21 protein-coding genes are annotated in these 20,192 nt (G+C 53.2%); 13 read left to right on the top strand and 8 right to left on the bottom strand.

Translation table 11 applies throughout. From position 1 onward, the window contains the following. Nucleotides 1-68: 68 nt before the first annotated feature. Nucleotides 69-941 (bottom strand): MurR/RpiR family transcriptional regulator, encoded by an 873-nt coding sequence (locus BEI65_RS16490; RefSeq protein WP_099064402.1) that lies wholly within the window; start codon nt 939-941, stop codon nt 69-71. Nucleotides 942-1,293: 352 nt separating this feature from the next. Between BEI65_RS16490 and zwf the strand changes: the two genes are divergently transcribed. The 4 genes from zwf to mdtI all read left to right on the top strand — a co-directional run bounded on the left by zwf (nt 1,294) and on the right by mdtI (nt 4,813). Continuing rightward, complete coding sequence (gene zwf / locus BEI65_RS16485) at nt 1,294-2,769, top strand: glucose-6-phosphate dehydrogenase (RefSeq protein ID WP_085117144.1); 1,476 nt, start codon at nt 1,294-1,296, stop codon at nt 2,767-2,769. Nucleotides 2,770-2,921: 152 nt separating this feature from the next. After that, nucleotides 2,922-3,563, top strand: coding sequence for a bifunctional 4-hydroxy-2-oxoglutarate aldolase/2-dehydro-3-deoxy-phosphogluconate aldolase (locus tag BEI65_RS16480; protein ID WP_099064261.1), 642 nt, complete (start codon nt 2,922-2,924; stop codon nt 3,561-3,563). 565 nt (nt 3,564-4,128) lie between these two features. Further along, nucleotides 4,129-4,497, top strand: coding sequence for a multidrug/spermidine efflux SMR transporter subunit MdtJ (mdtJ, locus tag BEI65_RS16475; protein ID WP_176979420.1), 369 nt, complete (start codon nt 4,129-4,131; stop codon nt 4,495-4,497). Next, the gene (gene mdtI / locus BEI65_RS16470) at nt 4,484-4,813 is read left to right on the top strand and encodes a multidrug/spermidine efflux SMR transporter subunit MdtI (RefSeq protein WP_012145489.1); all 330 of its coding nucleotides are present in this window, start codon (nt 4,484-4,486) and stop codon (nt 4,811-4,813) included. Before mdtJ ends, mdtI begins: the two co-directional genes overlap by 14 nt. 58 nt (nt 4,814-4,871) lie before the next feature. On the opposite strand, the gene BEI65_RS16465 is transcribed toward mdtI, so the two are convergent. Continuing rightward, the gene (locus BEI65_RS16465; protein ID WP_044551823.1) at nt 4,872-5,216 is read right to left on the bottom strand and encodes a RidA family protein; all 345 of its coding nucleotides are present in this window, start codon (nt 5,214-5,216) and stop codon (nt 4,872-4,874) included. Between the two features lie 133 nt (nt 5,217-5,349). Between BEI65_RS16465 and BEI65_RS16460 the strand changes: the two genes are divergently transcribed. The 5 genes from BEI65_RS16460 to rnd all read left to right on the top strand — a co-directional run bounded on the left by BEI65_RS16460 (nt 5,350) and on the right by rnd (nt 11,834). Then, complete coding sequence (locus tag BEI65_RS16460; RefSeq protein ID WP_099064260.1) at nt 5,350-7,254, top strand: ATP-dependent DNA helicase; 1,905 nt, start codon at nt 5,350-5,352, stop codon at nt 7,252-7,254. An 80-nt stretch (nt 7,255-7,334) separates the two neighbouring features. Next, nucleotides 7,335-8,036, top strand: a complete 702-nt coding sequence (gene tsaB, locus BEI65_RS16455) for a tRNA (adenosine(37)-N6)-threonylcarbamoyltransferase complex dimerization subunit type 1 TsaB (protein ID WP_099064400.1) — start codon at nt 7,335-7,337, stop codon at nt 8,034-8,036. A 100-nt stretch (nt 8,037-8,136) separates the two neighbouring features. Further along, nucleotides 8,137-8,727: a Slp family lipoprotein gene (locus BEI65_RS16450; protein WP_099064259.1), complete on the top strand. Its 591-nt coding sequence runs from the start codon at nt 8,137-8,139 to the stop codon at nt 8,725-8,727. A gap of 207 nt (nt 8,728-8,934) precedes the next feature. Continuing rightward, nucleotides 8,935-10,623, top strand: a complete 1,689-nt coding sequence (gene fadD / locus BEI65_RS16445; RefSeq protein WP_099064258.1) for a long-chain-fatty-acid--CoA ligase FadD — start codon at nt 8,935-8,937, stop codon at nt 10,621-10,623. 89 nt (nt 10,624-10,712) lie between these two features. Then, nucleotides 10,713-11,834, top strand: a complete 1,122-nt coding sequence (gene rnd / locus BEI65_RS16440; protein ID WP_099064399.1) for a ribonuclease D — start codon at nt 10,713-10,715, stop codon at nt 11,832-11,834. A gap of 237 nt (nt 11,835-12,071) precedes the next feature. On the opposite strand, the gene minE is transcribed toward rnd, so the two are convergent. Genes minE through minC form a run of 3 tightly spaced genes read right to left on the bottom strand, consistent with a single transcriptional unit; the run spans nt 12,072 to nt 13,884 of the window. After that, entirely contained in the window at nt 12,072-12,341 is a 270-nt protein-coding gene (gene minE, locus BEI65_RS16435; RefSeq protein WP_012145482.1) for a cell division topological specificity factor MinE, read from the bottom strand. A 3-nt stretch (nt 12,342-12,344) separates the two neighbouring features. Continuing rightward, complete coding sequence (gene minD, locus BEI65_RS16430) at nt 12,345-13,157, bottom strand: septum site-determining protein MinD (RefSeq protein WP_012145481.1); 813 nt, start codon at nt 13,155-13,157, stop codon at nt 12,345-12,347. A gap of 25 nt (nt 13,158-13,182) precedes the next feature. Then, entirely contained in the window at nt 13,183-13,884 is a 702-nt protein-coding gene (minC, locus tag BEI65_RS16425; protein WP_099064257.1) for a septum site-determining protein MinC, read from the bottom strand. A gap of 136 nt (nt 13,885-14,020) precedes the next feature. On the opposite strand from minC, the gene BEI65_RS16420 reads away from it, so the two are divergent. The 3 genes from BEI65_RS16420 to BEI65_RS16410 all read left to right on the top strand — a co-directional run bounded on the left by BEI65_RS16420 (nt 14,021) and on the right by BEI65_RS16410 (nt 16,137). Then, the gene (locus BEI65_RS16420; protein WP_099064256.1) at nt 14,021-14,293 is read left to right on the top strand and encodes a YcgL domain-containing protein; all 273 of its coding nucleotides are present in this window, start codon (nt 14,021-14,023) and stop codon (nt 14,291-14,293) included. 126 nt (nt 14,294-14,419) lie between these two features. Beyond that, on the top strand, nt 14,420-15,397 hold the full coding sequence (locus tag BEI65_RS16415) for a lytic transglycosylase domain-containing protein (RefSeq protein ID WP_369804764.1): 978 nt from the start codon (nt 14,420-14,422) through the stop codon (nt 15,395-15,397). An 83-nt stretch (nt 15,398-15,480) separates the two neighbouring features. After that, nucleotides 15,481-16,137 (top strand): fumarylacetoacetate hydrolase family protein, encoded by a 657-nt coding sequence (locus BEI65_RS16410; RefSeq protein ID WP_012145477.1) that lies wholly within the window; start codon nt 15,481-15,483, stop codon nt 16,135-16,137. A 73-nt stretch (nt 16,138-16,210) separates the two neighbouring features. Here BEI65_RS16410 and BEI65_RS16405 read toward each other — a convergent pair whose 3' ends face one another. Next, nucleotides 16,211-16,459, bottom strand: coding sequence for a CsbD family protein (locus tag BEI65_RS16405; protein ID WP_012145476.1), 249 nt, complete (start codon nt 16,457-16,459; stop codon nt 16,211-16,213). Between the two features lie 409 nt (nt 16,460-16,868). Between BEI65_RS16405 and BEI65_RS16400 the strand changes: the two genes are divergently transcribed. Beyond that, a complete protein-coding gene (locus BEI65_RS16400) occupies nt 16,869-17,315 on the top strand; it encodes a YcgN family cysteine cluster protein (RefSeq protein ID WP_012145475.1) in 447 nt (148 codons plus the stop codon). Between the two features lie 506 nt (nt 17,316-17,821). On the opposite strand, the gene dsbB is transcribed toward BEI65_RS16400, so the two are convergent. Together dsbB and nhaB are read right to left on the bottom strand one after the other, a co-directional pair. Next, the gene (dsbB, locus tag BEI65_RS16395; RefSeq protein ID WP_085117123.1) at nt 17,822-18,352 is read right to left on the bottom strand and encodes a disulfide bond formation protein DsbB; all 531 of its coding nucleotides are present in this window, start codon (nt 18,350-18,352) and stop codon (nt 17,822-17,824) included. 124 nt (nt 18,353-18,476) lie between these two features. Continuing rightward, entirely contained in the window at nt 18,477-20,048 is a 1,572-nt protein-coding gene (gene nhaB / locus BEI65_RS16390) for a sodium/proton antiporter NhaB (protein WP_099064254.1), read from the bottom strand. Nucleotides 20,049-20,192: the final 144 nt, after the last annotated feature.

Here is a 20,192-nt window from a genome sequence, read left to right as displayed (position 1 = left end):
TTTTAACAGGGTACTGCCTCTAATGCCGCCGTTCAGACTATTTTGAACGACAGGTTTTTTCACATCGGTTACGAGTCGAAATTGTTGGGGATGACTACCCCCTTATCAAAGCGCGATTCTTTCAACGCTTCCTTGACCCGCTTCAAGTTATCTCTGAATTTGGCCCCTCTGCGCAAGGTAAATCCAGTGGCCAGAACGTCGATGAGCGTTAATTGCGCAATTCGTGACACCATCGGCATATAAACGTCGGTATCTTCCGGTACATCGAGCAACAATGCCAGGGTTGCCTCTTGCGCCAGAGGGGTATCACGTGAGGTGATGGCAATGACTGTGGCGTCGTTTTCACGCGCCAGCTGTGCCATTTCCACCAGGTTTTTGGTGCGGCCGGTGTGGGAGATTAACACCACTACATCTCCCTCGCTGGAGTTCATGCATCCCATGCGTTGCATGACGATGTCATCGAAATAGACCACCGGGATATTAAAGCGGAAAAATTTGTTCATGGCGTCGTGGGCGACGGCCGCCGAGGCGCCTAAACCGAAGAAAGAGATTTTTTTTGCCTGGGTGAGCAGGTCAACCGCACGATTGATTGCTGCAATATCCAAATTTGCCTTTACTGTATCGAGACTGGCCATTACAGATTCGAAAATTTTACCGGTATAGGAAGCAACGCTGTCATCTTCCTCCACGTTACGATTTACGTACGGGGTGCCGTTGGCCAGGCTTTGGGCAAGATGCAGTTTAAAATCGGGAAAACCCTTGGTATCGAGACGGCGACAAAAGCGGTTGACGGTGGGTTCGCTAACGTCCGCCATGCGGGCCAGCGTCGCGATACTGGAGTGAATGGCGGTCTGCGGGGAGGCCAGGATCACCTCAGCGACTTTCCGTTCAGATTTGCTCAACAGCTCCAGATGGCTCTGGATTTTTTCCAGCGTATTCATATAACGAGAGTCACTCATGGGTTTTGTCGATTTCAATCAAAGGAGAAATCAATGCCGGTTTAGTGAAAATATACTACGTGCTGGTAACCGTTGGCAGTGTCGACAGAGGGTATGCAGAGTTTTTTCATCAGAACATGACCTGTGTCTAACTTTCATAATGGTAAAAGGGCGTCAAAAAAGACAGAAAATTACAGTTTTTAGTTTGGTCCGCGGCATATACCACCGATAGCGCTTAACACTGCAATTTCTGGGGCTTTTTTTCTGCTTTTGATCCGGGTTTACTGGCCGTAGTTAAAGAGAGTACATTAGTAATGTAAGAAAATTACAAATATCCTGCAACGAGGAGATGAACATGGCGGTAACCTCTACAGCCCAGGCGTGTGACCTGGTTATTTTCGGCGCGAAAGGCGATTTGGCGCGTCGTAAGCTGTTGCCTTCCCTGTACCAGTTAGAGAAAGCCGGTCATATCCACCCGGATACCCGTATTATCGGCGTCGGCCGTGCCGAGTGGGATAAAGAAGCCTACACCAAGGTGGTTAAGGAAGCGCTTGGCACCTTTATGAAAGAAAAACTGGATGACGAACTTTGGGCCACGCTGAGCGCGCGCCTGGATTTCTGCAACCTGGATGTGAACGACAGCAAGAACTTTGCCAAACTGGGCAAAATGCTGGACCAGAAGCATCGCACCACCATTAACTACTTTGCCATGCCGCCAAGCACCTTCGGCGCGATCTGCAAAGGCTTGGGTGAAGCCAAGTTGAACCACGATCCGGCGCGCGTAGTGATGGAAAAACCGCTCGGTACCGATCTGGCGTCTTCCCGCGTGATTAACGATCAGGTTGCGGAATACTTCAATGAGACCCAGGTTTACCGTATTGACCACTATCTTGGTAAAGAGACGGTGTTGAACCTGTTGGCGCTGCGTTTTGCCAACTCACTGTTCGCCTCCAACTGGGACAACCGCACCATCGACTCCGTACAGATCACCGTGGCGGAAGAGGTGGGGATTGAAGGGCGCTGGGGCTACTTTGACCAGGCCGGCCAGATGCGCGACATGATCCAGAACCACCTGCTGCAAATTCTGACCATGATCGCCATGTCACCACCGGCGGACTTGAGCACTGACCGCATTCGTGATGAGAAAGTGAAGGTTCTGCGCTCACTGCGTCGCATCAATCAGACCAATGTGCGTGAAACCACGGTGCGTGGCCAGTACACCGCCGGCTTCGTACAGGGCAAAAAGGTACCGGGCTACCTGGAAGAGGAAGGGGCGAACAAAAGCAGCAATACCGAAACCTTCGTCTCCATCCGTGTCGATATCGACAACTGGCAGTGGGCCGGCGTGCCGTTCTACCTGCGTACCGGTAAGCGTTTGCCGACCAAATGTTCTGAAGTGGTGGTCTACTTCAAGAACCCGCCGTTGAACCTGTTCAGCGATTCTTACCAGCAGTTGCCGCAGAACAAATTGACCATTCGTCTGCAGCCGGATGAAGGCATCGAGATCCAGGTGTTGAACAAGGTCCCGGGGCTGGATCACAAGCACCGTCTGCAAACCACCAAGCTGGATCTGAGTTTCTCAGAGACCTTCAACCAGGAGCACGTGGCTGATGCCTACGAGCGCCTGTTGCTGGAGACCATGCGTGGCATCCAGGCGCTGTTTGTGCGCCGGGATGAAGTGGAAGAAGCCTGGAAGTGGGTGGACTCCATCATGGACGCGTGGAAAGCGGATAACGAAGCGCCGAAGCCGTATCAGTCCGGCACCTGGGGCCCGGTTGCCTCGGTGGCGATGATCACCCGCGATGGCCGTTCCTGGAACGAGTTCGAATAATGACCCGGCCGGCAGATTATCTGCCGGCATTTTTTTGCCTGCAGTGCCGGGGCACCACATCACTTGGGGTACGGCCGGACGCCCGCGTTTAGATGCGGAGCCCTGTGGCAGGGGCGTGCCATTGATAACCCGTAAGTAATGGAGAAGTAACGATGAAAAACTGGAAAACCAGCGCAGAACAGATCCTGACCGCAGGCCCGGTAGTTCCGGTGATTGTGATTAACAAGCTGGAACATGCGGTGCCGTTGGCCAGGGCGCTGGTAGCCGGTGGCGTGCGCGTATTGGAAGTCACTTTGCGCACCGCCTGTGCCATAGACGCGATCCGCGCTATTGCCACTGAGGTGCCGGAGGCGATTATCGGTGCCGGTACGGTGCTTAACCCGCAGCAGTTGCAGGCGGTGACCGAAGCCGGTGCGCAATTCGCCATCAGCCCAGGCCTGACAGCGTCGCTGCTGAAAGCGGCTACCGCAGGTACCATTCCATTGATTCCGGGCATCAGCACCGTTTCAGAGCTGATGCTGGGGATGGATCATGGCCTGCGGGAGTTCAAGTTCTTCCCGGCGGAAGCCAACGGCGGTGTGAAGGCACTACAGGCGATCGGCGGCCCATTCCCGCAGGTGCGTTTCTGCCCGACCGGCGGTATTACGCCGAACAATTACCGTGATTACCTGGCGCTGAAAAGCGTGCTGTGTATCGGTGGATCCTGGTTGGTGCCAGCCGATTCGCTGGAAAATGGTGACTACGCCCGCATCACTGAACTGGCGCGAACCGCAGTTAACGGCGCCACGGCGTAACCCGCGCCGGGCCTGGGATCGCCGATTATTGGGTCGGTCCAACTTAAACGAAGGCTCAACGACTTGTTGGGTCTTTTTTTATTTTTAAATTAGTTAACTTTCTTATTTTTAAACTGTTTTTTTATCGTTTTTGCGAAAACAGCGGTTTGCTTTATAATTATTGCTATGGTACAACTATCTCAGTTAAAAATTTTACTTGATGAGGATATTGGGCAAATCGCACTCCGTGTAACAAGATTATGTGCGGCTGAGAATAGAGAATACTTATGATGACAACTAATGGAATTACCCTCAGAACCTCTACTTGCCAGCTTTTCCTGTCTGCCATCCTTGCCAGTGAGCATCACTGGTGCAGCGAGCTATAGCGTCTTTCTCCCTTAACCGGTGCTGGTGACAGGCTCAGTCCTCCGTCATTCCGCGTAGCCGGGCAAACATTTTTATTACGTTTGGGTCAGTTTATCCCCAGGGATCTCTGCGTCGTCAGCGCCTCGTTGCGCCTGTCTGACGAGATAAATCGGGATAAATATGCCTTAGCGTGCGTTATTCGCCGTTTGGGAGAGAAATCATGATTTATTGGATCTTTTTAGGTTTGGCCATTGTGACCGAAATTATCGGTACCCTGTCAATGAAATACGCCAGCGTCAGCGGCGGCATGACCGGCCATATTGTGATGTATGTGATGATCACCGCCTCGTATGTGATGCTGTCGTTGGCAGTTAAACGCGTTGCTCTGGGGGTCGCTTATGCCTTGTGGGAAGGTATCGGTATCCTGTTTATTACCCTGTTCAGCGTGATGTGGTTTGATGAGCCGATCTCGGCGTTGAAAGTGTTGGGTCTGGTCACCCTGATTGCCGGTATCATGCTGGTCAAATCCGGTACCCGCAAGCCACGCAAACAGGCCACTCCGCGAGGTGACAACCATGCAACAGCTTGAGTTGTACCACATCGCGTTTCTGGGGCTGGCGATCGTGCTGGAGATTATTGCCAACATTTTCCTGAAAATGTCGGACGGCTTCCGCAAGGTTTGGTTGGGTCTGTTGTCTTTGTTGTCGGTGCTGGGGGCGTTCAGTGCGCTGGCGCAGGCAGTGAAGGGGATTGATCTGTCGGTTGCCTATGCATTGTGGGGCGGTTTCGGTATTGCCGCGACCATCGCAGCCGGCTGGATCCTGTTCGGTCAACGGCTGAATGCCAAAGGCTGGATCGGCCTGGTATTGTTACTGGCGGGAATGGTGATCATCAAACTGGCTTAATCAGCAGCCGGTGACACCCAATAAAACCGCAGGCGTTATCGTCTGCGGTTTTTTTATTTTACAGCGCGGCAATAATTTTGATTTCAACCTTGTACTTCGGGTTCATCAGTTTGGCTTGCACAGTGCAACGTACAGGGGCGCTACCAGCAACCACCCAGGCATCCCAGGCCGCATTCATTGCAGCAAAGTCGGCACCGTCGGCCAGAAAAATAGTGGCGTCCAGCACCCGGCTTTTATCAGAACCCACACGGGCCAGGATCACATCAATCGCCGCCAGCGCGTTAGCGGTCTGCGCAGTGGCGTCATCATCCAGATTTTCCGGCACGCTGGTGTAATAAACCGTGTCGTTGTGAACCACGGCTTCTGACCAACGCTGGTCCGGATCAATTCGTTCGATATTCATTCAGTTATCTCCATATCATCATCACCTTAAGGGTATCACAGCCCCCGGTAGAAATGCTTGATGATAAAGTCGGTGGTAGCCGCGCGGCAGGATTGGCATAATCAACGCTGAATTACACCGGCAGAGAGATAGCGTGACAGACGATTTCGCAACAGACGGCGCCCTGGCGCAGGCAATCAAGGGTTTCAAACCGCGTGAAGCACAGCGGCAGATGGCAGAGGCGGTTACCGAAGCCATTAACTTCAAGCAGGAGTTGGTGGTCGAAGCGGGCACCGGCACCGGTAAAACCTTCGCCTACCTGGCACCGGCACTGCGGGCCGATCGCAAAGTGATTATCTCCACCGGTTCAAAAGCGCTGCAGGATCAGCTTTATGCACGCGATCTGCCCACCGTCGCCAAAGCGCTGAAGTACAAAGGCAAGATGGCGTTGTTGAAGGGGCGATCCAACTATCTGTGTCTGGAACGTCTTGAACAGCAGTCGATGGCCGGTGGTGAGCTGGCAGGACAGGCGCTGATCGATCTGGTCTATCTGCGCAAGTGGTCATCAATGACCAAAGAGGGTGACATCAGTAGCTGCAGCGACGTGGCGGAAGACAGCTTCGTCTGGCCGCTGGTGACCAGCACCAACGATAACTGTCTGGGCAGCGACTGTCCTCTGTATAAAGATTGCTTTGTGGTCAAGGCGCGTCGCCGGGCCATGGATGCCGACGTGGTGGTGGTAAACCACCATTTGTTCCTGGCAGACATGGTGGTGAAAGAGGGCGGCTTTGCCGAACTGATCCCCGAGGCCGATGTGATGATCTTCGATGAAGCGCATCAGATCCCGGATATCGCCAGCCAGTATTTCGGCAAACAGCTGACCAGCCGCCAACTGCTGGATCTGGCCAAAGACATTTCCATTGCCTACCGCACCGAAGTGCGTGACGCGGCTCAGTTACAAAAAAGCGCTGACCGCCTCAGCCAAAGCACGCAGGACTTCCGCCTGATGCTGGGGGAGCCGGGGTTTCGCGGCAACCTGCGCGAGGTACTAAGCCAACCCAATGTGCAACGTGCCTTACTGCTGCTCGATGACGCGTTGGAGCTGTGCTACGACGTGGTCAAACTGTCTCTGGGCCGTTCGGCCCTGCTGGACGCCGCCTTCGAGCGTGCCACGCTGTATCGCGCGCGTCTCAAACGTTTGAAAGAAGTCAATGAACCGGGCTTTAGCTACTGGTATGAGTGCAACTCACGCCATTTTGTCCTGGCGCTGACACCGCTGACGGTAGCCGATCGTTTCCGTGAACTGTTGGACGAGAAACCGGGCAGTTGGATCTTCACCTCGGCAACCCTGTCGGTTAATGAACAAATGGGGCACTTTACCGAGCGCCTTGGCCTGAACAAGGCGAAAACCTTGCTGCTGGCCAGCCCGTTCGACTACGCCAAACAGGCATTGCTGTGTGTACCGCGCTTTTTGCCGTCACCGAATCAGCCGGGTGGTGCTCGGCAACTGGCGCGTATGCTGCGCCCGCTGATTGAGGCCAATAACGGCCGCTGTTTCTTCCTTTGTACCTCACACCAGATGATGCGCGAACTGGCGGAAGAGTTCCGTGCGACCATGACCTTGCCGGTCCTGCTGCAGGGGGAAACCAGTAAGGGCCAACTGTTGGCGCAGTTCGTTGAGTCCGGTAACGCGTTGCTGGTGGCGACCAGCAGCTTCTGGGAAGGGGTGGACGTGCGTGGCGATGCTTTGTCGTGCGTGATCATCGACAAACTGCCGTTTACCTCGCCTGAAGATCCGCTGTTGAAAGCGAGGATTGAAGATTGTCGGTTACGCGGTGGCGATCCGTTTAACGACGTGCAACTGCCGGATGCGGTCATCACCCTGAAACAGGGCGTTGGGCGTCTGATCCGCGATACCGACGATCGCGGCGTACTGGTGATCTGCGATAACCGCTTGGTGATGCGGCCGTATGGCGAAGTGTTCCTCAACAGCCTGCCGCCGACGCCACGCACCCGTGATATCGCCCAGGCAATTGCCTTCTTGCAGGCAGAGCGCTAGCGGATAGGCGTGACCTCAGGGCTGTGCTACAATGCGCGCCCTGTATGAAAAACCCTGTTTTTTTCCCGCCTGAGGTTGGCATGTCCACGCGAATTTTAGCGATCGATACAGCGACGGAAGCCTGTTCCGTTGCTATCTGGAATCAAGGCGAAATCCACGCCCTGTTTGAACTGTGCCCACGTGAGCATACGCAACGCATTTTACCGATGGTGCAGCAAGTGCTGACGGAATCCGGTATCACCCTTAATCAGCTCGATGCTCTGGCCTTCGGCCGTGGGCCCGGCAGCTTTACCGGCGTGCGCATTGGTATTGGTATCGCGCAGGGCCTGGCGTTGGGTGCCGGCTTGCCGCTGCTGGGTATCTCTACGTTGCAGACTATGGCGCAAGGCGCCTGGCGCGTCACCGGGGCTGATCGGGTGCTGGCGGCGATAGATGCGCGCATGGGTGAGGTTTACTGGGGCCAGTTTGAGCGTCAGCAAGACGGCCATTGGCTGGAAAGCGAAGGCGAAGCGGTACTTTCACCACCGCAAGCGTTGGAACGAGCGCAAGGCCTGCAAGGGCATTGGGCGCATGTGGGTACCGGTTGGCAAACCTACCCGGATCTGGTCACCGGTTCCTCGTTAAGCCTGGGTGATGGTCAAATGCTGCTGCCGCAGGCGGAAGATATGCTGCCGTTGGCGTTGCATGCCTGGCAACAGGGGTTGGCGGTCGCGGTTGAAAATGCCGAACCAACCTACCTGCGTAATGAAGTCACCTGGAAAAAATTGCCGGGGCGTGAATAGCACAACCTATTGTGCTTTGGTAGCAATCGGGATATGAATGAACTGCAACTTGCTCTGTGAATTGATGTCAAAGTTACAGCTATTTCAGGAGATTGCGACGATGTTAACCCGCACTGTAAATAAAAAAATGTCGCTGCTGGCCATTGCCGGTGGCGCGCTGGTGCTGTCGGGCTGCGTAACCGTACCCGACGCCATTAAAGGCAGCACGGAAACACCGGTGCAGCAGTTATCCTCGGTGCAGAATGCGCCGAACCTGTTTGTTGGGGCCGAGGCCCGTTTTGGTGGCACCGTGGTGAATGTTGCCAATGAGCAGGGGCGCACGGTGTTGGAAATCGCCGCTGTGCCGCTCGACTCCGGCGCCCGGCCTATTTTGGGCGAACCGTCGCGGGGGCGTTTGTTAGCCTCGGTTAACGGTTTCCTGGAGCCGGTGGATTTCAAAGGTCAGTTGGTTACCGTGGTCGGACCGATCACCGGCGTGAGAGACGGCAAGATTGGCATGACGCCGTACAAGTTTGTCACCATGAATGCTACCGGCTATAAACGCTGGCACCTCACCCAACAGGTGATGATGCCGCCGGCTCCGATGGGGCCATGGGGTTGGCGTGGCGGTACCTGGGGCCCGGGGTGGGGCGTGGGTTATGGCTGGTACAATCCAGGCCCGGCACAGGTGCAAACCATCGTTACCGAGTAGTGTTAGTTAGGCATCCACTATTTTATTAGGGCGGCTCCGGCCGCCTTTTTCTTTTGGCGCAGGGAAACGGCGCCAATTAGTGACGTACATCGCAACCTGAATATTGTTTAAAACTCAAACTGGTCTGCTGAGTTAAAATATTGTTATGGTTTGGCTGCATATTTAGGGGCTGCGATGACAATGAATAATGATTTCAGGAGTAATACCTTGGATAAGGTCTGGTTAAAACGTTACCCGGCGGATGTTCCGGCAGAGATCGACGCCGATCGTTATTCATCTTTGGTCGAAATGTTTGAAAATGCGGTTCAGCGTTATGCGGATCAACCGGCTTTCATGAACATGGGCGAAGTGATGACTTACCGCAAGTTGGAAGAGCGCAGTCGGGCTTTTGCCGCTTACCTGCAAAACGAGTTGGGCCTGCAGAAGGGCGATCGTGTTGCGCTGATGATGCCGAATCTGTTGCAGTATCCGATCGCACTGTTTGGCATTTTGCGAGCCGGTATGGTGGTGGTTAACGTTAATCCGCTGTATACGCCGCGAGAGCTGGAGCACCAACTGAACGACAGCGGTGCCAGTGCCATCGTAATCGTCTCCAATTTTGCCCACACGCTGGAAAAAGTGGTGTTCAACACCCAGGTAAAACACGTGATCCTGACGCGCATGGGCGATCAGCTCTCCGCCGCCAAAGGCACCTTGGTTAACTTTGTGGTGAAATACATTAAGCGGCTGGTGCCGAAATACCATCTGCCGGCAGCGATTTCTTTCCGCAGTGCACTGCAGCGCGGACGTCGGCAGCAGTACGTTAAACCCGACATCATCAATTCCGACCTGGCGTTCCTGCAATATACCGGTGGCACCACCGGCGTGGCGAAAGGCGCGATGCTGACGCACCGTAACATGCAGGCCAACGTGGCGCAGGCCAAAGCCGCCTACGAGCCGCTGTTCCGCGATGGTCAGGAGCTGATTGTCACCGCATTGCCGCTCTACCACATCTTTGCATTAACGGTGAACTGCCTGCTGTTTATTGAATTGGGCGGCCGTAATCTGTTGATCACCAACCCGCGTGATATTCCAGGGCTGGTGAAAGAGCTGGGGCGCTATCCGTTCACCGCGATAAGTGGGGTGAATACCTTGTTTAATGCGTTGCTGAATAATGCCGACTTCCATCAACTCGACTTCTCGACGCTGCGTTTCTCGGTCGGTGGCGGTATGTCGGTGCAGAAAGCGGTGGCGGACAAGTGGGAGCAAACCACCGGAAAGCACCTTTTGGAAGGCTATGGACTGACCGAATGCGCACCCTTGGTCACCTGCAATCCGCACGACTTGACGCACTACAGCGGCAGTATCGGGCTGCCGGTTTCATCCACTGACATACGACTGGTGGATGATAACGGCAATGATGTGCCGGTCGGCGAGCCGGGGGAACTGTGGGTTAAAGGACCGCAAGTTATGTTAGGCTACTGGCAGCGGCCGGATGCCACCGATGAAGTAATGAAAGATGGCTGGCTCGCGACCGGCGATATCGTTACAGTGGACGAGATGGGCTTTGTACGCGTCGTTGATCGCAAGAAAGATATGATTCTGGTTTCCGGGTTTAACGTATACCCGAACGAGATCGAAGACGTGGTCAGTCAACATCCGAAAGTGCTGGAATGTGCGGCGATCGGCGTACCGAGTGACGTATCCGGTGAAGCGGTGAAGATCTGCGTGGTGAAGAAAGACGCCTCGCTGACCAAAGAAGAGCTGTTGACCCATTGCCGTCGGCAGCTCACCGGGTATAAAGTGCCTAAAATTGTTGAGTTTCGCGATGAATTGCCGAAGTCTAACGTCGGTAAAATTTTGCGACGAGAACTGCGTGATGAGCAGAAAAAACCTGTGGCGGCCGATGCCGCCTAGGCTATCATCCACGCCTTACAGATCAACAACGCCGGTGAATGCCGGCGTTGTTGTGTTTGAATCATGAAAGCGACCAAGAGAATGACGTTTTGAACTATCAGTTGATCACTACCGATGCCGGATTGCAGCAGGTCTGCGAGCAGGCGAAAAAGCATGCCCAGATTGCGCTGGACACCGAATTTGTCAGAACGCGCACTTACTATCCGCAGTTAGGCCTGATTCAGTTATACGACGGTGAACAACTCTCCCTGATTGACCCCTTGCCAATCAAGCAGTGGCAACCGTTTATTGAGCTGCTGAGCAACACACAGATAGTGAAGTTCCTGCACGCCGGCAGTGAGGATCTGGAAGTGTTCCTCAACGCCTTCAAAACCCTGCCGACGCCACTGGTCGATACCCAAATCCTGGCGGCCTTTACCGGTCGACCTATGTCCTGTGGCTTTGCCACCCTGGTCGCGGAGTATATGCAGGTGGAGCTGGATAAAAGCGAAGCCCGTACCGACTGGTTGGCGCGTCCATTAACGGAAAAACAGTGTGTCTACGCCGCTGCCGACGTGTTCTATCTGCTGCCAATGGCCAAACGGCTGGTGCAGGAGACGGAAGAGGCCGGTTGGACCGCGGCCGCCAGCAATGAATGCCTGCTGTTGTGCCAACGCCGTAGCGAGACGCTGGCGCCAGAATTGGCCTACCGTGAAATCACCAACGCCTGGCAACTGCGTCCGCGCCAGTTGGGCTGCTTGCAGAAGCTGGCGGAATGGCGACTGCGCCAGGCGCGTGAGCGTGACCTGGCGGTGAACTTTGTGGTGCGTGAAGAGAATCTCTGGCAGGTAGCGCGTCATATGCCGACCTCGCTGGGAGAGTTGGACTCGCTGGGGTTGAGCGGCCCGGAAATCCGTTATCACGGCAAAACGTTGGTGGCGCTGGTGGCAGAAGCCAGTGAGCTGGATGAATCGGCATTGCCGGAGCCGTTACCGAACCTGATCGACCAGCCGGGTTATAAGAAAGTGTTCAAGGAAATCAAAGCGGCGATCGTCATTGTCAGCGAGCAAAGCGGCTTAAGCAGCGAATTGCTGGCCTCGCGTCGGCAGATTAATCAGTTGCTGAATTGGCATTGGAAATTGAAAGCGGGCGACAACTTGCCAGAATTAGTCAGCGGTTGGCGCGGTGATTTATTAGCGACGCCGCTTCAGGATATTTTGAAGGATTATTAATCGGGTTGCGATAAAGTCGGGGCAGGGTAAGGAAACACTGCTCTGAATATTGATTAAAAATAATTTAAGTAAACACACTTACCGCCAGCATTTACTTTAAACAACCGTGACGCAAGATTAATTGAGATTATTCCCAAAGGGTAAAAATGATTATTGGGTCTTTTTTATCTCAATAACTGGTTATGCATACAGTTACCCCCTGTAGAAAATATACAGGGGGTAATTAATGCGTCACGCTCATTTAGTTACTTCTTCCGATTCCGGTAATGTCACGTTGAGTTCAAGTACCGAAATATCATCCCCTTTCTGCTCAAACTGTACGTGCAGCATTTCAGGGTCGATTTGAATGTATTTGCAAATTACCGCCAGAATATCACGTTTCAAATCAGGCAGATACGGGGGTTCACTGTCCCCCCGACGACGCTCCGCGACGATAATCTGCAGCCGTTCCTTGGCTATATTGGCTGTCTGCTTTTTGCGGGACAGAAAGAAGTCTAGTAATGCCATGGTTTATCCCCCAAAAAGGCGTTTCAGGAAACCCTTCTTCTCTTCTTCAATGAAGCGGAAGGGGCGTTCTTCCCCTAACAAGCGGCTAACGGTATCGTCATAGGCCTTGCCGGCATCGGATTCAGCATCAAGGATCACGGGTTCACCCTGGTTAGAGGCCCGCAGCACGGACTGGTCTTCCGGGATAACGCCGACCAGTGGAATGCGCAGAATTTCCAGCACGTCTTCCATACTCAGCATGTCGCCACGGCTAACGCGACCCGGGTTATAGCGAGTCAGCAGCAGGTGTTCCTTGATCGCCGATTCGCCTCGCTCAGCACGACGGGATTTGGACGACAAAATGCCCAGGATACGGTCAGAGTCACGTACTGAGGAGACTTCCGGGTTGGTGGTGATGATGGCTTCATCAGCGAAGTACAGGGCCATCAGCGCGCCGGTTTCAATACCTGCGGGAGAGTCACAGACCACAAAGTCAAAATTCATCTCACCCAAATCGTTGAGGATCTTTTCAACGCCTTCGCGGGTCAGCGCATCTTTATCGCGCGTTTGCGAAGCAGGCAAGATAAACAGGTTATCGGTACGCTTGTCTTTGATTAACGCCTGATTCAGCGTGGCATCACCCTGAATAACGTTAACGAAATCGTAAACAACCCGGCGTTCACAGCCCATGATCAGGTCAAGATTACGCAGACCGATATCGAAATCGATTACTACGGTTTTCTTACCTTTTTGGGCTAAGCCGGTAGCGATGGCCGCGCTTGAAGTGGTCTTGCCAACGCCCCCTTTACCCGATGTAACAACAATAATGCGTGCCATGAAATGGATTCCTTGTCAAAAGGGCTTAATTTAAAGGTTGTATGGTTAAAGCGTTATCCAACAGGCTGAGTCGTACTGCCTGCCCGACATAGTCGGACGGGATTTGGTCGCTCAACCAGTACTGCCCTGCGATAGAGACTAGCTCAGCACCCAGGTGCGTGCAAAAAATCTGGCACTGCGTATCACCTGAAGCACCGGCCAGCGCACGACCGCGCATCATGCCGTAAACGTGAATATTGCCATCGGCAATTAATTCGGCGCCGGCGCTGACACTGCTGGTCACTATCAGATCGCTGTTGCGGGCATAAATTTGTTGGCCGGAACGGACAGGGGCACTAATGATGCGCGTCTTGGCGGGGGCGTTGGGATCCACCACCGGGGCTGGCGCGGGCGCCGCTTCCGGGGCGGCCATCTTTTGGCCTTTACCTTCGTTCAGCAACGGTAACCCGGCACGGGCTATCGCGCGTTTTTGCCGCTCATCTCTGCAACCGCTGATACCCACAACGCGCAGCCCTGCTGCCGCGACAGCCTGTTGAAGTTCTTTCCAGTTTGCATCGCCGTTCAGCGTTGCAACGTTGATAACAACAGGGGCGTTTTTCAAAAAAGCGGGCGCTTGCTCGACTTTTTCCAGTAACGCCTGACGTATTACCTCGGGTTCCGAATTATACAAATGAACAACCGATAGGGTAAAACTGCTGCCTTTTAGCTCAATTGGCGATTGTGACATCTATCCTGACTCAGTCTCAGCAACTTTAAATCCCCGGAATACCAATCGGGGTGCGATATTCCGAAGTACTATAAGCATGTTATAGTCAGAGTTATATCCAGGCAAGACGCTGCCCCAATTAAATAGAGTTAAAAACATGCTTTGTGTGATCTATAGAAGCCCTAAACGCGATCAAACTTATCTTTATGTCGAAAAAAAAGACGATTTCTCCCGAGTGCCGGAAGATCTGATGAAAAGTTTCGGTTTGCCACAATTGGCGATGGTGCTTTCTCTTGAAGGAAGGGAAAAATTAGCCTCGGCAGATATTGAGAAAGTGAAAGAGGCCCTGAAGGACGAAGGGTTTTATCTGCAGGTACCACCGCCGTTGGAAAATTTATTAAACCAGCACCTGTCTGACGACAAAAAATAACCGTCGTTGGCGTGCAGGGGCTACGCTGGATCAGTAACCCCAAACCGACAAAGGAGCTGCGTGATGAGAGGATCAGCGAAGACAACGACAGTGGTTCTGCTGATGCTGAGTGCCGGTCCGCAGGTGATGGCGCAGACTGTTTCACCGGGTGCCACTGCTGCGCCGGTGCAGAGTACGTTGGCTGAAACTGGCCGCGATCCCGCGCAGTTCCCGGCCTATGTTGAGCAACTGAAACGTCAGGCGTTGGCGCAGGGTATTAGCCCGGCTATCGTCGACAGTGCTTTTGCCAACGTGCATTTTGTTGATCGGGTGATCAAGGCGGACCGCAATCAGCCGGAAAAGAAAATCACGCTGGATGATTACCTTAAACGCGTATTGCCAGCGGCCAAGATCGCGCAGGGCCGTTCCCTCTATCGACAATATCAGCCGCAGTTGACGCGTATTACTGCTCGCTACGGTGTTCCAGGACGCTATGTGGTAGCGCTGTGGGGGATGGAAAGCGCCTTCGGCAAGATCCAGGGCCGCGAAGATGTCATATCTGCGCTTGCTACCCTGGCGTTTGAAGGGCGTCGTGAGGCTTTTTTCAGTCAACAATTGATGGCAGCGCTGCGTATCCTCGAACAAGGGCATGTCAGCCGCGAACAGCTAAAAGGCTCCTGGGCCGGGGCAATGGGCCAGTGCCAGTTTATGCCGACGTCGTTCCTGAGCTACGCGGCGGATGGTGACGGCGATGGCCGTATTGATATTTGGAATAACGTTGACGATGTGTTTGCCTCCGCAGCCCATTATCTGTCGAGTGAAGGCTGGCAACCGGGGGTTGGCTGGGGCAGGGAAGTTAAACTGCCCGCTGGTTTCAGCAGCGAGAGTCTGGGACTGAAAGATCGCCAGGCGCACAGCGTCAATGAATGGCAAAAGCGTGGCATACGTCGTGCGGATGGTTCAGCCTTACCGCATTCTACCCTGCGTAGTTGGGTTATTACGCCGGATGATATGCAGGGGCGTGCGTTCATGGTTTATGACAATTTTCGCACTATCATGCACTGGAATCGCTCTTACTATTTTGCCATCGCTGTGGGTATGATGGCTGACGGTATCGGGCAATAAAATAGGGTCACGGTACCTCCACCAATGCGTGGGATAACGGGCTTAGCATGCTAAGCCCCTACATGATTGTAGGGAGAAGCGGTATGTATCAACATAGAGACTGGCAGGGTTCATTACTTGATTTTCCGGTGAATAAGGTGGTCTGCGTCGGCAGTAACTACGCCGACCATATTAAGGAAATGGGCAGTGCAACCTCGGCAGAGCCGGTCGTATTTATCAAGCCTGAAACGGCGCTGTGCGATATCCGCCAGCCGGTGGCGATCCCAAAAGAGTTCGGGTCGGTTCATCATGAAGTGGAACTGGCGGTGCTGATCGGCACGCCGTTAAAACAAGCGAATGAAGATCGCGTTGCGCGTGCCATCGCCGGATACGGTGTTGCGCTTGATCTGACGCTGCGTGAACTGCAGGCGGGCTTTAAGAAGGCGGGGCAGCCCTGGGAGAAAGCCAAGGGTTTCGACGGATCCTGCCCAATATCCGGTTTTATTCCAGTGGCAGAGTTTGGCGATCCGCAAAATGCCGAGCTGTCCCTGACGGTAAATGACCAGGTACGTCAGCAGGGCAATACTCGCGATATGATCACTCCGATCCTGCCGTTGATCAGCTATATGAGCCGTTTCTTCACGCTGCGTGCAGGCGACATTATTCTTACCGGGACCCCACAAGGTGTTGGCCCGATGAGTTCCGGCGACATGCTGAAAATTACCCTCAATGGTAAATCGTTAACCACCCGCGTGATTTAAAGCCTGGGTTTGACGCATAAAAAAAGGCCCGCAGGGGCCTTTTGTCTTTTTCGGTAGTCATCGGGTAATAGGCTTATTTACGGCCCAACAAGAAACCGAAAACGATCCCGACCGCTGCCGCGATAGCCACGCCGGCAAGCGGGTTGGATTCAACCTGGGTCCGCACCGTATCAGCCGCATCGCGAGCTGCATAGCTGGCCTGAGAGGCATACTTGCGGGCTGCGCCTTTAACCTGGTGATCCGGCGAGTCCGTTGCTTTACCAAAGGCTTCCTCAACGGCGCCGGCAGCTTCATTAACTTTGTCTTCTGCTTTTCCAAACATACTTGGCTCCTTATCTCGGTTCTAAAGGCGAACATTAAACATAGCAGGATTATGCCGTGCCTGGCGGCAAATTGTGCGTTATAAGATGAATCTTACCGGTGAATTGAAGTATCGGTTGGCGATAATCTGGGGATAAAACGAAAAGGTGATAGGCCTGTGATTTGTACGTATAATTAAGCGATAAACGCGCTATTTCTCCCCACAGAAAGCAAAACACAAGCGGTGGATAGTCACGGCGCGGAATGTTGAATGATGTTGTTTTAAATAGCATTTTATTTAAGCGATTGTTTTGTTATCGCTATGATTATATTGTGTTTTCAGTCTTTCCATTTGGCTGGGATATCTATATAGTGCACCCTCAAAACCTGTACGCAGGTTATCTATTCATTTACCTATACCGGACGCGAACATGTCACAAACCCCTTTTTGGCAACAAAAAACGCTGGCTGAAATGTCAGAACAAGAGTGGGAATCGCTGTGCGACGGTTGTGGGCAATGCTGTCTGAATAAGCTGATCGACGAAGATACCGACGAGATTTATTTCACCAACGTAGCCTGTGACCAGCTGAATATAAAATCGTGCCAGTGCCGTAACTATGAACGTCGCTTTGAGTTGGAAGAAGATTGTATCAAGTTGACGCGCGAGAACCTCACGACGTTTGACTGGTTGCCCCCGACCTGTGCATATCGCCTGATTGGCGAAGGCAAACCCCTGTTCTCCTGGCACCCGCTGGTTAGCGGCTCCAAGGCGGCGATGCACGGTGAACGTATTACGGTGCGCCACATTGCGGTACGCGAAAGCGAAGTGGTGGACTGGCAGGACCACATCATGAATAAACCAAGCTGGGCGAGATAAAGAAAAAAGCCCCTGCAAAGAAGAGGGGCAAGACACACAACAACACCAGGGAAATCGTTACTATTAACTTGCGGATACTATAAGGATTTTTTGGCATAACTTCATCAAAATATTGATGCAATAATGCATCACTATGATGAGTTTTTTTGTATGAAGCAGGTGAGGAGGAAATGAGTCGTTCCACTGTATTACGATTTACGGTCGATAAAGTGAGGTTGTACTCCTGCGAATAAGGCTTTTTCTCCCTCTAACTTAATGTTATGTAAATTACGCACCAAATCCCATCCGAATGCTTCTTTTTATACAGAAGGTTAGGTAGTTTGACCGCTCTCACGCTAAGTTCCGAGAGTACAATAATGAAAATGATACGTCTGTTTGCCGTGGCTGGGGCGCTGATAGTGCTCGTTTATTACCTTACACACACTTAATGTCGCTATATCTCTGCATAGTATCCGCAATTCAATAAAAAACGGCGCCCTGAGGCGCCGTTTTTTATTCGCTCAGACTTAACGACCAAACAGGTCGCGGCGGCGCGGTCGGACAAATTGTGCGATCAACACGATGATGGCGAACATCAAATAAGCCGTGAAGATACCCACCAACCACTGCGGCATTTCCAGCGTCAGGAATTCCCATTGGCGCACGGAACAGTCACCGGATGCGTGGAACACCGCCGGCAGCCATTTATCCAGCGGCAGCCAGGACGGGAAGCTGACGAAGAAATCGCAGGTATTGAATGGCGAAGGATGCAGTTGGATCATGGTGTGTTTCCATGCCAGTTGCAGGCCTTCCCAGGCGCTGTAAATCCACAGCAGAATCGCGACATAGCGCAGTGGCGTTTTCGGCGCGATGGCACCGAGCAACGAGGCGCCCAGAATGCCAAACAGCGCGCAGCGTTCATAAATGCACATTACACAGGGTTGCAGCAGCATTACGTGCTGAAAGTAGAGAGCAACTAATTCCAGCACTAGCGCAGTCAGGGCCATCAACAGCCAAGCACCGCGCCCCTGCGAGCAGCGGTTAAAGAATTGCAACATATATTTATTCTTCCATGCAGTAAGCAATTGAACTGGCAGTGTAAACCAATTCAACTCTGCTGCCAGCTACCTGAGCCTGATTCAGCACAAAAATAGTCGCTGGCAGCGGGGCGGGTTAACCGGGTTAATGTGCAACGGCTTCAATCGCTGGTAGTGTCAGCCAATGCCACTCCGTTAACAGGTCAGTCATCGGTGCCAGAGTAAACTGTACGCACAGCAGACCGACCAGCGTTAATACCACAGTATAGGGTAAAGCCATCCACACCATTCGCCCGTAAGACAAACGCACCAGCGGCGCCAGCGCGGAGGTCAGCAGGAACAAGAAGGCCGCCTGACCATTCGGGGTAGCAACTGACGGCAGATTGGTCCCGGTGTTAATGGCGACCGCCAGCATTTCGAACTGCTTAAGGGAGATTGCACCGTTTTCAAACGCGGCACGTGCCTCATTGATATAGACCGTGCCGACAAACACGTTGTCAGATACCGAAGACAGCAGGCCATTAAACAGATAAAACAGCGCCAGTTGTGAAGAGGGTTCTGCCTGCAGAACAAACCGGATAATCGGCGTGAACAGGTGTTGCTCAATAATTACCGCCACCACGGTGAAAAATACCGTCAGCAGGGCAGTAAAGGGCAGCGCTTCCTGGAATGCCTTGCCGATGGCGTGCTCATCGGTTACGCCACACAAAGAAGTGGCCAGAATGATCACCGACAGGCCAATCAGGCCTACTTCCGCCAGATGAAAGGCCAGCGCTACCACTAACCAAATGCCGATCAGCGCCTGAATCACCAATCTGACCTGTTCTTGTTTACTGCGTCCTGCGGTGGCCTGACGGTCAAACTCGGTCAGCACCTCACGGACACGTTCCGGCAGTTTTGCCCCGTAGCCAAAGATGCCGAAGCGCTCGAGCAGCAGGCAAACCAGCAGGCCGCAGACAAACACCGGCAGGGTAACCGGTGCCATGCGCAGGAAGAAGTCGACAAATCCCCAGTCGGCGCTTTTGGCGATGATCAGGTTCTGCGGTTCACCCACCATGGTCATTACGCCGCCCAGTGCGGTACCGACCCCGGCGTGCATCAACAGGCTGCGCAGGAAGGCGCGGAACTGTTCGAGCGTCTGTTTGTGATCGTCACTGACCAGTGTGCTGTCGTCACCGACGTCAGTATTGCCGTCAGAACGGTTTGAAGCCACGTTGTGGTAGATCGAATAAAATCCGGTTGCGACGCTGATCACCACTGCAACCACCGTCAGCGCATCGAGGAAAGCTGACAACAGCGCCGCGGCAAAGCAGAATGCCAAAGAAAGCAGCATTTTTGAGCGAATGTTGAGCAGTAGCTTGGTGAACACGAACAGCAGCAACTGCTTCATAAAGTAGATGCCGGCTACCATAAAGATCAGTAACAGCAGCACTTCCAGATTATGGGCAATTTCTTCGCCCACCCGATCGGGGCTGGTCATGCCAATCAGTACCGACTCAATGGCCAGCAGGCCACCCGGCAGCAGGGGGTAGCATTTCAGCGCCATCGCCAGGGTAAAGATAAATTCGACCACAAACAGCCAACCGGCAATGAACGGATCGACCAGGAAGAAAACCAGTGGATTGATCACCAGGAAAATGAGAATGGCCAGTTTGTACCAGTCAGGTGATTGCCCGAGGAAGTTTTTTACCAAGGCACTGCGTAAGGTTGTTTCCATTATGAATTACACGTCCTGAAAATAAGTTGTCTCATACTAGCCTAACAATGCCGCCGGGGCAGATGCAATACGGGCTTGCTTTACGACGAGAAATTTCTCTATGCGGTGTTTTTGCAGGTTTTTTGCCACTTTATGCACAGTTTC

Source organism: Serratia sp. BW106 (assembly GCF_002607755.1).
Taxonomy (GTDB): domain Bacteria; phylum Pseudomonadota; class Gammaproteobacteria; order Enterobacterales; family Enterobacteriaceae; genus Serratia; species Serratia proteamaculans.
Note: the sequence above shows the minus strand (reverse complement) of the source record. Positions and strands in the feature narration are given on the sequence as shown.